Annotated in this window: 11 protein-coding genes; 2 read left to right on the forward strand and 9 right to left on the reverse strand. The window is 73.5% G+C overall.

All coding sequences use genetic code 11. From position 1 onward, the window contains the following. Nucleotides 1-56: 56 nt before the first annotated feature. Entirely contained in the window at nt 57-1097 is a 1041-nt protein-coding gene (locus ACVJO7_RS23755) for a DUF5710 domain-containing protein (RefSeq protein WP_491674699.1), read from the forward strand. A 48-nt stretch (nt 1098-1145) separates the two neighbouring features. Here the strand turns inward: ACVJO7_RS23755 and ACVJO7_RS23760 are convergent, their stop codons facing one another. Together ACVJO7_RS23760 and ACVJO7_RS23765 are read right to left on the reverse strand one after the other, a co-directional pair. Then, nucleotides 1146-1934: a hypothetical protein gene (locus tag ACVJO7_RS23760; RefSeq protein WP_491674700.1), complete on the reverse strand. Its 789-nt coding sequence runs from the start codon at nt 1932-1934 to the stop codon at nt 1146-1148. A gap of 167 nt (nt 1935-2101) precedes the next feature. Beyond that, the gene (locus ACVJO7_RS23765; protein ID WP_491674701.1) at nt 2102-2890 is read right to left on the reverse strand and encodes a hypothetical protein; all 789 of its coding nucleotides are present in this window, start codon (nt 2888-2890) and stop codon (nt 2102-2104) included. Nucleotides 2891-3085: 195 nt separating this feature from the next. Here ACVJO7_RS23765 and ACVJO7_RS23770 point away from each other — a divergent pair, with 195 nt between their 5' ends. Beyond that, on the forward strand, nt 3086-3868 hold the full coding sequence (locus ACVJO7_RS23770) for a hypothetical protein (protein WP_491674702.1): 783 nt from the start codon (nt 3086-3088) through the stop codon (nt 3866-3868). 53 nt (nt 3869-3921) lie between these two features. Here the strand turns inward: ACVJO7_RS23770 and mobF are convergent, their stop codons facing one another. The 7 genes from mobF to ACVJO7_RS23805 all read right to left on the reverse strand — a co-directional run bounded on the left by mobF (nt 3922) and on the right by ACVJO7_RS23805 (nt 14834). Continuing rightward, the gene (gene mobF, locus ACVJO7_RS23775; protein ID WP_491674703.1) at nt 3922-8817 is read right to left on the reverse strand and encodes a MobF family relaxase; all 4896 of its coding nucleotides are present in this window, start codon (nt 8815-8817) and stop codon (nt 3922-3924) included. 236 nt (nt 8818-9053) lie between these two features. Continuing rightward, nucleotides 9054-10349: a hypothetical protein gene (locus ACVJO7_RS23780; protein WP_491674704.1), complete on the reverse strand. Its 1296-nt coding sequence runs from the start codon at nt 10347-10349 to the stop codon at nt 9054-9056. Continuing rightward, nucleotides 10346-11119, reverse strand: coding sequence for an AAA family ATPase (locus tag ACVJO7_RS23785; RefSeq protein WP_491674705.1), 774 nt, complete (start codon nt 11117-11119; stop codon nt 10346-10348). Before ACVJO7_RS23785 ends, ACVJO7_RS23780 begins: the two co-directional genes overlap by 4 nt. A 2-nt stretch (nt 11120-11121) precedes the next feature. Continuing rightward, nucleotides 11122-12759: a TnsB C-terminal domain-containing protein gene (locus ACVJO7_RS23790; protein WP_491674706.1), complete on the reverse strand. Its 1638-nt coding sequence runs from the start codon at nt 12757-12759 to the stop codon at nt 11122-11124. After that, complete coding sequence (locus ACVJO7_RS23795) at nt 12756-13121, reverse strand: hypothetical protein (RefSeq protein ID WP_491674707.1); 366 nt, start codon at nt 13119-13121, stop codon at nt 12756-12758. The genes ACVJO7_RS23790 and ACVJO7_RS23795 overlap by 4 nt, the downstream gene beginning before the upstream one ends. Before the next feature lie 3 nt (nt 13122-13124). Next, nucleotides 13125-13748 (reverse strand): recombinase family protein, encoded by a 624-nt coding sequence (locus ACVJO7_RS23800; protein ID WP_491674708.1) that lies wholly within the window; start codon nt 13746-13748, stop codon nt 13125-13127. Nucleotides 13749-14057: 309 nt separating this feature from the next. Next, on the reverse strand, nt 14058-14834 hold the full coding sequence (locus tag ACVJO7_RS23805) for an IclR family transcriptional regulator domain-containing protein (RefSeq protein WP_491674709.1): 777 nt from the start codon (nt 14832-14834) through the stop codon (nt 14058-14060). Between the last annotated feature and the right edge of the window lie 10 nt (nt 14835-14844).

The raw sequence follows: 14844 nt of genomic DNA on the forward strand, positions 1-14844 counted from the left end.
CGGTCCGGCGGGGATCGCGGTTCACAGTGTCTGCACTTTGCTCGCATACTCGCCGCATGGCAGCGCAGCACCGTGGTGACCGGGTGTGGCTGGACGTCGCCTACTCGGACAAGGAGCAGGCCAAGGCACTCGGCGGGCGCTGGGATCCGGTCGAGCGCCGCTGGTATGCCGGGCCGCGTGCCCACCCGGATCTGCTCGCCCGGTGGGCGGCGCGCCCGGAGCTCCCGATCACCCTGCCCGGCGAGGACCGCTCGTTCGGCACCGGCCTGTACATCGATCTCATCCCCTCGACCGCCTGGTTCACCAACATACGATCCGCGATCTCCGGGGCGGATTGGGAACGGCTCCGGCGGCTGCTCTACCGGCGCGCGGACCAGCGCTGCGAGCTGTGCGGCCGCGGTGCGAACCCGCAGCAGCGACGCTATCTCGAAGCCCACGAACGGTTCGCCTACCACGAGGACAGCGGCACCCAGGTGTTGAAACGGCTCCTGCTGGTCTGCTCGGACTGTCACGAGGTCACCCACTACGGGCTGGCCGAACTCCGCGGCCGCGGCCCGGCCGCGTTCGCACATCTCCGGGCGATCACCCGCATGACCGAAACCGACGCCACCGCGCATGTCGAGGTCGCGTTCGCCCGCTGGCAGCAGCGCAGCACCCGCACCTGGGCGCTGGACCTGTCCCCACTGACCAAGGCGGGGATCACCGTGACCCCGCCACCGGCCCCGGCCACCCGCGCCCGGGTCGCCGAGCAGCAACTACGCCACCGCACCACCACCGGCACCACGCCCGCGACCACGCCCGCCGCGATCGGGTCGACGCCCGCGATCACCAGGGGCACGGCCGGAGGCACCGCCTGGGCCGTCGTCCCCGCCGAGCGTCCCGACTCCCGGCCCAGCACCAGCGCCGCGGCCGACCCCGAGATCGCCATCCGCGCGCGGCCCCCCGGCCCGCCCGGCTCGTGCGACTGCTCCGATCACGATCCGGACCCGCTGCCGCAGCTGACGCGCCCGGCGACGCCACCCGCCCCACCGGACCAGCAGGACGCCCCAGAGCCCGCCCCCGGTGGGGGCACGCCGCCGTGGTGGCGGCGGTGGTGACCGCCCCGCTGACCACCGAGCCTGCGCCTGTGCCGGGCGGAGCCGCGGCTAGACCGTGCTGTGCTGGTCGCGGTTGGTCGCGCCGGCGGCTTGCGTCGTGGCAGCGGCTGCTGCGGCCGGGGCGAGGCGGGCCAGCTCGGCCAGGTCGGTGCGCACCCGGTCCAGTACCCCGCTGTCGAGGTCGGCCTGGCCGTGCTCGTCGCCGCACGGGCAGTGGCTCCACCGTCCGGCCGCCACCGCGTGGGCGAACCCGGTGAGCACCTGGTAGGTCCAGGTCAGCACGTCGCCGCCGACCACCACCACTCCCGGCAGCGCCTCCGGACCGCCGCCGGCCGCGCCGATGCCGGCCGCGCCGGGAGCGGGCCGGTGCGGGTGCCCGGCGTGCTGTAGTGCCAGCCCGAGGCCGGTGACCGCGTCCCCGGCCCGGCCGGAGTCGAACTCGACCAGCTGGTCGGCGGCGCCACCGAACGGTCCGGCCGCTGGGGCCAAGGGTGCGGGGTTCGCGGCGGCGTAACTCTGGGCCTGCCCGAGCCCGGCCGTGAGTCGGGCGAGCAGCCCGATCGGGAGCCCGACCGCGCCCACGTCGTCCCCGACGCTTTGGTAGGCGGCCAGGGTCTTCCAGCTGCGCAGCGCCATCTGGCGGCCCCAGTCGTCGGGAATGTAGCGGCGAAACGCCCACGCTGGGCTGACCCCGACCGTCGCGGCGGTGGCGGCCACCCGCTCGGCCAGGGTGTCGGCGACGACCCCGCGCTCGACCCGCCGCCCGCCCAGCTCGGCGACGGTGACACAGAAGTCGGTGACCATCGCCTCGAACCGGGCCGTGTTCTGCACTCCCACTGCGCCACCTCCGCCTCGCCCGTGCACCGCGACCTCCCGGACCGGGCCGCCGCCGGGGGCGGGCCAGTATGACCGCCGGCACCAGGCCGGCGCGGTAGCGGCACGCTTCTAACGGGCGAGCCCCCTTTCCCTACCCAGCCGCAGCCGCATTCCTGTCGGTGCCCCGGTCAGGGTCGGTGCAGCGCGTATCCGCCCCACAGCGCGCCTGGCTCGGTCACGCCACGCAACACCGCCGGCGGATCGCCGGCGAACCACTGCGCCGGCAGCCGGTGCCGGGTGGCGCGCGCGAAACCCGCCGCCGCGGCGACGGCCACGATGGCCTGGTCGGTGAGCTGGAGGAACACCGCAAGCACGGTGCGTGCCCACCCCGCCTGGATGGTGTGGCTGTTCGCGGCGTCGGACTCGAAGTAGGGACCTGCAGCCTCGTCTTGGGCCAGAGCGCGATGAGCGACGGCGTTGCGCAGGCGAATCCAAGCATCGACCTGGTCGGCGAGCTCGACCGGCGCCGTACCGGACAGTTCGCGCGCCACCTGCGGTCGGGTGCCGGCCCAGCCGTCGAAGCTGCGCACCATCCAGGACCCGGGCAGCTGATGGCCGGTCAGCTCGGCGATCAGCTGTTGGGCGTGACCGGGCCTAGCTGGATTGTTGGGGTGCCCCAGCCAGGCCACCCGGCTGGCCCGCCGGTCGGGCCGGGCCAGCCCTGGCTTGCCCCACTCGCCGAGCGCGAGGGCACGCAGGTCGACCACGAACCGTTCCCACGCCGACACCGCGAGCAGCACCGTCAACGGATTCAACGTCGTCCTGGGCTGGTTGCCCCGCACGGTCCGCTCGTTGTGAATCAGGACCAGGTCGATCGCGTTGCGGAACCCGGTCCGCGCATCAGCACACACCTCGGTGAAGTGTCGTTCCTGCTCGGTGCTGAGCGGGCCGCTGGGCATGACCACCGTGTTGACCATCCGGTGATGGTGCCCCGACGAGCGGGGTCGACCAGGGACGACGTCGTTGTCGCGGTGTGTCGCGGTTGACCGACGTCGCGTGTGCCGTGGCCGGTGGTGTCGGCTGCCGGCCCTACACTGTCCGGACCGCTCCGGCGACTGAGCTGGGGGAGCGGTGACACGGTGACGGGCGCTGTTGAGACAGGGGTGGGTGTGATGGCGACGTTGGGCCGCTATGGCGATACCCATGTCGAGCCGGTGGCGTTGTTCGATGTCACCGACCGCGATGCCGCCCCGCCGGCGGGTTCGATGGATGTGCAGTTCCGGGTGCCGGTGTCGTTGTCGGTGCTGCTGGATGGGATGGCCGAGGCCGGGCTGGATGACGAGGTCGCGGCGTGGGGTCAGGCCTACAGCGAGCTGGTGTCGGGGTTGTTGACCCAGGTCCAACACGCGGGCGGCTACGCGCTGGCCGTCCCGGACCGGCCGGATACGGCCACGCCGGCACGGCTGGAGGTGGCCGGCATCATCGAGGCTGTGGTGCCGGGGTTCGAGCAGGCCCGCTGGCACTGCCACGTCTACATCGGCCCGACCGCGACCGTGCTGGCCACCGGTGACCGGCGGCCCGTCGCCCGCGAGCGTTCGTGGCGCGGTATCCGCTCGGTGGCCTACCCGTGGTATGCGGACCGCCTGGAAGAGCTGGCCGAGCGCCGGCTGGAGGTGGAGTGGGGCGAGCCGCGCCCGGGCGCCGAGCGGGAGATCGTGCGCCCGCCGTGGCACGAGTACACAGGCGCCAACGACCGGGGTGTGTGCCCCGGGCCGTGGCCGCTCGACGATCTGCGCCTGACCGATGAGCTGTCGCTGCGGCTCGCGGCCGAGCAGGAAGCCCAGATCGCGCGCGATCGGGCTGCGGGGATCACGGCCGAGCCCGACTGGCGCGCGATTCGGGTCGCTGAGGGCTGGGCCGGCTACGAAACCCCCTCACCGGCTACCCGCCAGTAACAACCACCCCTGATCGCCGGAGCCAGACCTCGCGGCCCTGGCGGGTGTCGGGCTCACCAGTCGTTGTCGAGTTCATAGCCCTGTTCGTAGTCGACGGCGGCCTCGGTGCCGCGGTCGAGGGTGGCCTCGTGACGCTCGGCCTCGAGCTGGTGCTGGTCGAGCTCGGCGCGACGTTCGGCGGCCGCCTGACCGCGGTGCTGTGGGTCGCGCTCGGGGTCGTGGTGGCCGGCGCGTAGGGCCTGGTGGTAGGCGCGGTGGCGGTCGCTGTTCTGGACCGCGTCGCGCAGCGCGTGGGTGGCCGCCCGGTCGGCGGCCCGCTCGTCGGGCTCCGGCGCGCGGTCGGCTTCCGGAGCTGCTGTTTCCGGCGCCGCGCCTCGACCCCGGCCGTCGCCGTTGCCAGTGTCGTCGGCCTCGGGTTCGCTACCCGACCCGATCTCGGGGTCGTGGCCTGCTTCGAGCGCGGTGCCCGGCTGGTCGTGTACCGCTGGCTCGGCCGCGGGTTCCTCACCCGGCCCGGCCGTGGCCGCCGGTTCGGTGTCGAGCACCGGCCCTGCCCCGACCTCGCGCTCGGCGCTGGCCTGCTCCGGTGTCGGGTCAACCTCGCGGGTGCTGGTCTCGCGTTCCGGCATGTCGGCCTCGGCGGGTGCACGGGCGGCCACAGGCTCGGCGGCGGGCTCGGCGGGTCCCGGCTCGGTGCCGGGTCCGGTGGTGTGGAGCAGGGCGAGTTGTTCCGCGCCCGGGTGCGGTTCGGTCTGGCGGTGTGCCGGGAGCTGGCGGCGGGCGAGTTCGACGGCGGCGGCGTGGTCGGCCTCGCGCAGGCCTGCGGTCTGTTCCCACCACTGTTGCCGGTCGGCGTGCGCGGTCTCCAGGTCGGCGGCGTCGGCCTGGTATTGCTCGGCCAGCGCGTGGTACCGGGCGGCCGTCTCGGTCCGCTCGTCGTGCTCGGGGGAGTCGACGGGATGGGTGGCGGCTTCGGCGGCAGCGAGCACGGCGTCGTCGCGGATCTCGGCGGCGAGCCGGTGGGTGGCGGCCAGTTCCTCGGCCACCGAGCGCGGCCCGTGTTCCTCGGCGTGATACAGCGCCAGCGACCAGGCTTCGCGGGCCTGATACAGCTCGGCGTCGCTGCGGTGGCGCAGCGCGGCGGTGGTGGGGTCGTCGTCGAGCTGTTCGACTGCGGCCATCCAGTACGCGCGGGCGAACTGCTGGGCCTGCGGTGGTGCCTGGCCGAGCGAGAGCTGCTCATCGCTGATGCCGCGGTACTCGCGGTAGCCGGCCACCAGCCCGGCGCGCTGTTCCCACGCTTGGCGCCCGGCCGGGTCCTGCTCGGCGTCCGGGACGACCGGCAGCCGCTGCTGCGCCCACTCGGGCGGGTCTGCAGCGACCTGCGCTCCGAGTTCGGTCTGCCGGGCCGCGGCCCGCTCGGTGAGCGCGTCGAGGTAGCCGCGCACCGGCCCCTCGGGCACGGTCTCGCCGAGCGCGGCCCACTCCATACCCACCGCCGCCCGCTCGGGCTGGTGGTGTTCGGGGGCCCGCGCCGCGGCCCGGGCCCCGACCCGCCAGTGCAGCACCTCGGAGACCGCGCGGGCAGAGTCGAGCTCGCGCATCTGCACGGCTTCGGTGAGCAACGCGCGCGGGTCGTGCCCGTCGAGCTCCGCGGCGTACACCGCGGCGAGCATCCGCCCGTAGGCGCCCTCGGAGCGCACCCCGGCCGCGGCATCCGGCCCGAGCTGCTCGGCCAGCAGCTCGTCGACGATGCCCGCGTTGTGCTCGTGCGCGTACTCCGACGACACCTGGTTGATCAACGCGCCGAGCATGCCCATCGACACTTCCTCGGCCGCGGCGGCTTCCTGGGTGGCCAGCGCGGCCTGGTCGATACCGCTGCGGCCGATGATGTCGGCCAGCCGCTGCACCGGGGTGTCCTCGACCCGCTGCGGGTCGTGGGCATCAGGGGCCTGTTCGGTGACCAAATACAGCAGGTTCTGCCTCGTGCCGCGGGTCAGGGCCGTGTAGACCTGCTCACGGGTCGCATCGCGCCCGGCCAGGGCCCGCCCGTTGCCGTGCACGGTCACGCCTTCGGCGGCGTGCCCGGTCACCGCATACGCCAACCCCACATGCTTAGCGACGTACTCCGGAGGCAGATGCGCGGTGGCGCCGTGCTCGTCCCGAGCCAGCAGCTGCCCGGCCCGGTCCCGGCCAAGCACGGTGTAGACCTCCTTGTTCGTGACCGGCCGCAGCACCCCGTCCGGGCCCGGGTCGACCCGCAACCGCCGGTCGTTGTGCCCGGCCAGGATCCGGTCCCCGACCCCGATCTCGGTGCGGTCAGGAAGCCGGAACAGCACCTGCGACTCGACCCGGCCCAGCTCGACGAGCTCGTCGTGGATCTGCTTGGACAGCTCCGCGGCCAGCCGGTTGGAGTCGACCACCAGCAACGCCTCGGTACCGGCGACCAGGTCGGCGACATGCCCACGCACGGTGTGGGTCTTCATCTCCTCCAGGGTGCCGGTACGCACCCGCCCGTGGTCGACATACGCACCCGCCGCGACCGGGTCCCCGACGCGTAGCTGCAGCGACGCCTCGGCCTCCCACTCGTGGTCGAAGCGGTGCACCGTGTCGAGCTCGAGCGCCCCGGGCTGGGCGGCGAGGTAGGCGAACATGCCCCCGGCCCCGACTCCTTGCAGCTGGTGATGATCACCGGTGTAGAGCACCTTCGCCCCGGCGGCCTCGGCGATCGCGGCGATCGCGGCCATGTCGGTGGTGGTGCTCATGCTGGCCTCGTCGAGCACCAGCAGGTCGCGGGCACCGAGCTGGTCCCGGGCTGCACCGGTGTCGGGGTCGGGCTCGAACCGGTCCCGGAACCGGGTCGTGTTGAGCGCTTCGAGTCCGAGCCCGGCCAGGTTGCGGGCGGCGATCTCGGCGGTGGCCACCCCGACCACCCGGCCCCCGATCGTGTCGGCCCACTCGCGGGCCAGCGCCCCGACGGTGTGCGACTTCCCCGTCCCGGCCGGCCCGACCAGCACATCCGCGCGGCGCCCGGAGGTGAGCACTCCGGTCACCACCGCGGCCTGATCCGGCGACAACCCGCGCCGGTCGAGCCGCCCGGCCACCGCGGCCGCCGCGGCGTCGTCGAGCCGCGGCGCGCCGGGGGTCTGGACCCCGGCCAGCAGCCGCTGCTCGGTGCTGATGTGGGCGGTGGTGGCGTAGCGCTCGTCGCTGTGCGGCCGGAACTTCGACCGCCCGTCACTGGCCCGGCGCAGCTCGTCGGGCACCGGCACCGGGTCCCCGGCCGAGACCTGCACGATGCCGTACTGACCGGGCTGGGCCAGCACCGCCTCGGTCACGGTCTTCAAAAACGCTGGCCGGGCCTCGGCGGCCACACCGACCGCGCTGGCCGCGTCGCCGAGCTGGTGGTCGATCGCCCGGGCGAGGCTGGCCGTGGTCCAGGTCGGATAGGCCGCTTGCACGTCCCCGATCCCGGCGGTGATGGCCGCGGCCACCCGACCGGCCACGGTGCCCGCCCCGGCCACCCCGGGTGCGTGGGCACCGGCCACCCCGCCGGCCTGGCCGGTCACGCCCGACTCGTCCACGGCCGCCGCGGCCGCGATCTCGGCCAACACCTCCAGCGCGGCCTGGCGGCCATCGGTGGCCAACACCGGCCAGCGCTCCTGTCCGGCCTCGTGGCCGGGCGCGTGTCCGGTCCCGGGGCCGGGATGGTTGGGGTGGACACCGGCCAGCGCCGCGGCCGCGGCCGCCGCGTCGACCGCGTCCAGGGCGGCCTCGAGCCGCTGGCCACGCCCGGCCGCGCGCCCGACCCACTGACCGGCCCACGCCTTGACCGCGGCCGGACCGGCCAACCCCGTCTTCGGGGACCGGGTGTCTTTGACCGCCTGCTGCGCCAACGCCCGCCGCGCGGCCGGGCCGGGTTCGCGGCCATGCCGAGCCACATAGGCTTCGACTAGTTCGGCCACCCGCGGCCGGACATGCTCGGCGGTACGGGTCGAGGCCTCATCGAGCAGCTCCGCCTCGATCCCGACGATCTCGCGGGCCTTCCCGTCGGCCCGCAGCCCCCACACCACATCGAGGCGCTCGGTCAAAAGCTGCTGATACGCCCGCGTGTAGTCCGCGCTGAGCTGGTTGGTGATGGTCTTGAACCCGTACCCGTCGATCGCATAGATCGCCCCGTCCGCGGCCGCCGCCCGGGCCAGCACCGCCGCGTGCGCATGCAGCTGCGGCTCCCCATCCCGGTTCGTGTGGTGCTCGAACACCGCCACCGACAACCCGCCGGCCTGCGCATACGTGCCGACACTGCGCCCACCCGGACCCTTGCCCTCATGCCGCCCGGTCCGCACATACGCCAGGTCCGACTCCGCGGCCTCGACCGCGATCCGGATCGCGTCGAAATGCGCCGACCGCACCGCCTCCGCACCCCGCTCGTCCCCGGCCGCCAGCAGCGCCGTGTAGTACACCGACACGCTCTTGACCGGGCTGAACGTCACGTCGTACCAGGCGTGTGTGGTCCGGGCCCGCTTGGTCGCCGACCACTCGATCTGATCGCGGCGTTCCCGCGTGGCCTCCGGCTCCGCCTTGAGCGCATCGGCCACGATCTGCGCCGCCGTGCGGTACTTCCGCGGCGCCGAACCCAGATACACCGGCGTCTTCTCCGTCGACCCCGCGACCTCGTGTTCGGGGTAGCGCAGCTGGCCGAAAATCGCCCGCACATCCACCGACTCCGCGGTGTCCCCGGCCCGGGCCGACAGCCCCAGCCCGGCCATCCCACGACCCAGCCACACCCCCTGCGGCTCGCCGTGTTCGATCCCCGCCTCGAGGTAGGCGGCCGCGCCGCCCCGCTCCAGGCCGGGGTTCTCCTGGCCCTGTTCGGGCGTCGAATCGCAGCCGTGCAGCAGGTATTCGACAGACCCCGGCCCCATCGCGGTGACCCGGACGACGCCCACGTCCGGGACGCTACCCGAGGCGACCACCAGCCGGCAAGATCATTTGATGATAGCGTGTGAGGCGTTGGAGAAGTCAGCAGCAGCTCAAGACAAGAAAAGCAGACACCTGTGGAGCGCGGCGAAAAGTGCAGTGGGATACGCGGGCGAAGTTGCAGTAGGCGCGGCGAAAAGTGCAGTGGCCACGTAGGGGAGCGGGGTGCCGGTGAGCTGTCGGCGGCGAGGACCTTCGGGGCAGCTCAGGGTCGCCAACGGCGGCGGCGACGAGGTGGCGAGTCGTGGTCGGGCTGAAGTTGTGGTCGAGGCGGGGCTCCTTCAAGTCGGACCCGTCCGGAGTTGAGCAGTTCGGCGGCGAAGGGTCGTTCGGGGCCGAAATCGTTGCGCTCGAACGAAGGCGGCAGGGGCACCTCAGCGCGCCCGGCCACGCGGGTGATGAGGTTGGCCATCGCTTGGGCGCAGTACCACGTGTCGTCCGGTCGCGTGAGGAACGTGTAGGGCGGGAGCCCGCGCAGGCGGTGCTCGATCAGGGCAGCCCGCAGGATGACCTGGACGGATCCGGGGATGCGGTAGCGGCCCGGCAACAGGTTCACGTGCCCGCCGTCGGGGCTGACGCTGCGCTGCATGCACGCCGAGATGCGGCCGGGCCGGGCGTCGGTGGCCCACGCGAGCAGCAACGCGACGGCGCTGGTCGGGCACACGATCCGGCGCAGCCGGGTCACGACCGGTGCGGGCAGGCGTGGACCGATCAGCTCCCGCAGGTGCGGCGCGTTGGGCAGCACGAGGGTGAGCCCCTCGATGGCGAACCCGGCGCGCGCGGCGTCCAGGCGCAGGTCCAGCTCGGCCCAGGTGCCGGCGTCGATGCTCAGCCGCTGCAGCAGCGCCCCGAGCTCGCAACCGGGCTGGGTATAGCGACGCTGCCGGGGCGGGGCGACCCGCCACAACCGGGCCTCGCGCCGGGCCTCGGTGACCGCCTCGCGGTGGATCGCGTCCACCGACCGCAGCCGCACCTGCGCCGACGACACCGGTACGGCGCGGCCACGGCGCAGGGTCTCGACCGCCGCGGGCCAGGACCAGAGCTCGCCGACCCCTCCCGAGGCGGCGGGTGGGTCGGTGTGGTGCCAGACCAGCCAGATCGTCGTGCCGGTCGCGGCGGACAGCTCGGCGAACCGGTCGAGCAGCAGCGGCCGCAGCAGGTGCGCACGCAGCACCACCAAGTGCTCGACGCGCTCGGCGCACATCCAGACCTGCACCAGGCGCGCGCCGTGGCGCAGGCGCCGTTCCCGGGCGAGCGCGTCGCGCGGCTTGCCCAGGGCCTCGAGCAGGTCCCGGATGAGTACCGGCCAGGTCGCGCCCGGCGTGGGATGACACACCGTCCGACCGCCGGCCACATCGTGCAGCGCGGTCAGATGCCGCACGCAGGCGTGGTCGTCATCGGGATCGTGCACCCACCGCAGCCCCGCCCCGGCCCCTGCCGCGGCTGGGATCGCCGGCGCCGGGCCCACCCGGCCGCGCAGCGCCGGGGCCAGGTCGGTCACGCGCTCACGCCGCCGCCGTGCAGGGTGAACGCGTTGCGGGCCACGGTCTCATCGACCCGGTCAGCGCCGGTGGCCGCGCACAGCGCGGCCGCGGTCCGGGTGAACGCCGCCCAGTGCCGCAGGTTGCCGTGCGCGAAGTGGTCATCGACCAGCAGGAGCAGCTCGGCGTCGACGCCCTCGTACAGCGGGTGGTAGGTCGGGATCAGCGCGCACACCTCGGCCGGGGTGAGCGGTTCCACGCTGACCCGGCGGTAGATCCGCGAGCGCAGCATCGGTTCCCGCGACAGCACCTTCCAGGTGCCGTCCCCGCCGACCAGCAGCAACGCGAACCGGGTCGCGCGGTGGTCGTGCAGGTAGCGCAGGTACTCGATGCACTCGGTGTTCAGGCTCTGCGCCTCGTCGACCACCACCACGTGCCCGCCGCCGCCCGGGGGTGGGGCGAGTTCCTCGATCAGCTGCTCGGTGAGCACGAACCGGTTCCCGCGCCCGGTCGGCACCCTCGTGAGCTCCGCGAGCAGGTCGGCCGCGACCAGGCGCATCGTGGGACGGCTGGGGAACTTCACCCAGCACGGCGCCCGCCCGGCCCGCCCGTCAACCACCGCGCGGGTCAGGGCCTGCTCGACCGCGTAGGTCTTGCCCAGCCCGGCCGGGCCGTGCACCGTGCCCATCGCCTGCACGGCGAGCAGGTCGGTCACCGCCCGCTCGACCATCAGCAACGAGTCGGTGGGCAACGTGGCCGCGCCCTCGACATCCAGGAAATGCCGCACCATCCCTATCCCTTCCCGTCCTCCACCGTGCCCCCGACCCCGGCCCTGTCCTCGCCGGGTTTGTCGTCTGCGCCGGCCGCCGGCCCAGCCTCCGGTGCAGCCGCCACCGGCCCGGCCTCGGGTGCTGCCGCCGGCTTTGGATCACGCGACGGGTTCCAGTACTCGAAGTCGCGGTGCAACCCCAGCAGGTCGGTTCGGCCCAGCCGGCGCATCTCACGCCCGTCGTCGTCGCGGCGATGGTGGCGCTCGCGCCGTTCCTGGCGGTCCTGCTCGGCGGTGATCACCGTGGTGTCCTCGCCCGGGCCGGGTGCGGTCAGCGGGGCCAGTCGGGCGCGGGCGCGTCGGCTGGCCCGGCGCTGCCGCCGCCCCAGCTCGGCGGCGTCGGCGTGGCGCCGGGCCAGTACCGCGGTCCGCTGCTCGGCGGTCAACTCGTCCTGTGGGTAGGCGGTACACAACCAGGTGTCGCCGCGGAAGATCTCGATCTGGCGCAGGTCGTGCGGGGTGTAGCGGACCTGGACCCGTTCGCCGACCAGCCCGTTGAGCTCCGGGGCGATGAACCGGACCCGCTGAAAGTGCACCCCGTCCTTGTTGATCGTCCGCTCGACGTCGGCCATCAACATCCACCGCAACTGCTCGGCGGGCACCTCACGCAGCGGGGTCGCGTCCTCCCGCCAGCGCCCGAGCGGGGTCTGCCCGGCCAGCTCGCTGTGCACCCGCCGAAGGTTGTAGTCGGTGATCCAGTCGGCGAAGTGGTGGCTGAACAGCTCCAGGCTCATCGGGTCGGCGTCCGGGCCGAACAGTCGCCCGTCCGCGCCGCGGGCGCCATGGGTGTAGAACGGCAACCCGGACAGGAACTCCTGGTCCAGGGTCCGGTTGACCCGCTCGATCTTGCCCTTGCGGTGCGGGGTGTAAGGCGGGGTCGGCAACAGCTCCACCCCCAGCGCCGCGCACGAGCGGGCCAGCGCGGTCGCGACGAACTCCAGGCCGTTGTCCGGGCGCAGCGCCTCGGGCAGCCCACCGAACGGGCCCCGCGCGGCGTCGACGACCATGCCCTGGCGCAGCGCGGCCAGCACCACCGCCGAGGTCGGGTACAGCGACAACGCCCACCCCATGATCAGCCGTGAGAAGCCGTCGATGAACAGCGTCGCCCAAGGCTTCCGCGGCCGCTGCGCCCGCGGGGCGATGACCCACACCGGCAGCTCGGTGTGGTCGCCCTCCCACAGCGCGTTGCGCCGGTTCGGCGCCCACCGCAGGTACACCTCGTGCCGCCGCCGGCCCTCGGTGCCCTCCACCACCGCGGCCCGTTCCCCAGGAGTGAGATCGCGGAGGAACGCCTCCTGCAGGCGACGCACCGACGGCGCCCCCGCCCGGCCGGCATGCAGATCCCGGTGCACCGCGGCGACGTTGCCATGCCACTGGGCGTAGGCGTCCCGGTCGGCCTCGGTGACCTCGTAGCGAGCCCGCGGCCGGCGCCTCAACTCGGCCGGATCTGCGGCCAGCCACCCCCACACGGTGCGCTCGGCTACCCCCACACCGGCCGCGGCCCGCCGGACCTTGGCGCTGGTCAACGTCCCGGCCGTGCGCTGTTCTCGCAGCCGCGCCACCAGCAGCGCCTTGACCTGCGTGTCGACGTGCGCCGTCACGACGAGCTCGCCCGATCGAACGCCTGCCGACACGCCGGACACATCACCGCTGGGTGCAGAGCCCAGCCGTGCGTCGCCAGCCACCCCACCACGACAGGATCGGTGAACGGGTCGGCGCCGGCGAGCGCCCCGCCCAACAGCGGCCCATCCCCGCAGTACCCGCACACCACCTCGGCGACCGGGCCGGACGGGACGCACTCGTGGCAGAACCCGCGGGCCACCAGCCCGTCCGCCTCGCGGATCAGCCAGCGCACCGTCAGCTCGGCGCGCAACCGCGCTGCGGCCTCGGCGCTGTTCGGCCGCTGTCCGCACCCGGGGCACGCCGCACCGGGTGAGGTGCTCGGGCGCCGGATCGCGGACATCGGCTACTCCGCCCGTTCCGGCGCACCCGGCGTGCCGGCCGCGGTCAGCGACGCCGCCGGTCGCGGCGGCAGGTGCCGATACAGCGTGGTGCGCGCGATCCCGGTTTTGGCCACGATCTCCGCGATGGTGTCCCCGGCCTCGCGCAGGTGCACCGCGTAGTTCAGCTTGTGCGGGTCCACCACCGACGGCCGACCGGTCCGGCGTCCCTTCGCCGTGGCGACCGCGCGGGCATGCGCAGCCCGTTCCAGGGTGTAGGTGCGCTCCATCTGCCCGAACAACGCCAACAGGACCACGGCCAGCTGCGCCATCGGGTCTTCCGGACGGGAGGAGTCCACCCGGATCGGGTCGGCCAGGTTGCGCACCCCGACCCCGCGCTCGGTCAGGTCGTGGATCATGTTCAGGGTGTCGCGGACCGTCCGGCCGAGCCGGTCCAGGGTGTGCACCACGATCACGTCGCCGTCGCGGGCGTACCCGAGCAGCGCGCGCAGCCCGGGCCGGTCGGTGGTCGACCCGGACTTCTTGTCCACGAAGGTCCGCTCGGCCGCGATCCCGACCTCGGCGAGCGCGTGCAGCTGCCGGTCGAGATCCTGCTTCGCGGTCGAGACCCGCGCGTAGCCCAGATCCACACCGGAGACCGTACCGATGATCAGCGTCGTAGCCGCGCCGCGACACGCGGCGGCGGACCTGACATTCGGGACGGCGTCACCAGCACCGTTGCCGACGGGGGAGCGGAGCGGACGGGGGTGTCCCACAACCAAAAGAAACCGGGACAACCGCGCTGGGCCGCGATCACGGAACTGCCAAGCTCCGTTCACGTCTGCCTCGCAACGACGACGACGTCGGCCCCAAGCCCCGCTCGGCTCGCGCCGTCAGCCCTCCGAGGACACCTCGACGATGTCCGGCGACCCGAAGCCAATCGAGCGCCTACATGTCGATCAACTGGCCCCCAGTTCGGCGCTGATCTGTGCGGCGATCTGTGTGAGTACGGGGACGACGTGGCGCTCGATGTGTCCCGGGCTCGTCCGGCCGGTCGAACTCGACGACGACAGCGCGGCGACGACCTTCCCGGTGTGGTCTCGGATCGGCGCGGACACGGCGATGAGGCCGCGTTCGCGCTCCTCCGAGACCAGTGACCAGCCCTGCCGTCGGGCCCGTTCCAGCGCCTCGCGGAACTGGCCTGGATCGGTGATCGTGTGCGGGGTCAACGGCTGCAGCCCGGGGTCGTCGAGATAGCGCTCCACGAACTCGGGTGGCGCTGCCGCGAGCAGTACCCGCCCCATCGACGTGACGTGGGCGGGGACGCGGGTGCCCGCCGCGGCCGTGACGTTGAGCACCCGTTTAGCGGGGACACGGGCGAGGTAGACGACCTCGTTGCCGTCGAGGGTCGCGAGCGAGGCCGTCTCGTGGGTCTCCTCGACGAGCCTGCCCATATGCGGTTCGGCGACCGCGACCAGCGCACTCGACGTGATGTAGTGCTGGCCGATCGTCAGCACGCGTGGGGTCAGCCGCCAGTGGCTGCCTCGGGTCGGCTCGACGTACCCCAGGTGCCGCAGGGTCAGCAGGATCCGGCGCACGGCCGGCCGGGACAGACCGGTGGCGTGGGCGATCTCGATCAGGCTGGGGTCGGTGCGTTCGGCGTCGAAGGCCAGCAGTACCGCGAATCCGCGTTCGATGCTCTGGATGCGGTCGTTGCTGCCGTCCTCCTCGCCCACCCGCCCAGTA

It is taken from the genome of Pseudonocardia sp. DxW (genome assembly GCF_058448985.1).

What these genes read in the sequence shown, in the direction of transcription:
- ACVJO7_RS23795 (WP_491674707.1), bottom strand. Translation starts at nt 13,121, where the DNA reads ATGTCCGCGATCCGGCGCCCGAGCACCTCACCCGGTGCGGCGTGCCCC.
- ACVJO7_RS23765 (WP_491674701.1), bottom strand. Translation starts at nt 2,890, where the DNA reads ATGGTCAACACGGTGGTCATGCCCAGCGGCCCGCTCAGCACCGAGCAG.
- ACVJO7_RS23785 (WP_491674705.1), bottom strand. Translation starts at nt 11,119, where the DNA reads ATGGTGCGGCATTTCCTGGATGTCGAGGGCGCGGCCACGTTGCCCACC.
- ACVJO7_RS23770 (WP_491674702.1), top strand. Translation starts at nt 3,086, where the DNA reads ATGGCGACGTTGGGCCGCTATGGCGATACCCATGTCGAGCCGGTGGCG.
- ACVJO7_RS23755 (WP_491674699.1), top strand. Translation starts at nt 57, where the DNA reads ATGGCAGCGCAGCACCGTGGTGACCGGGTGTGGCTGGACGTCGCCTAC.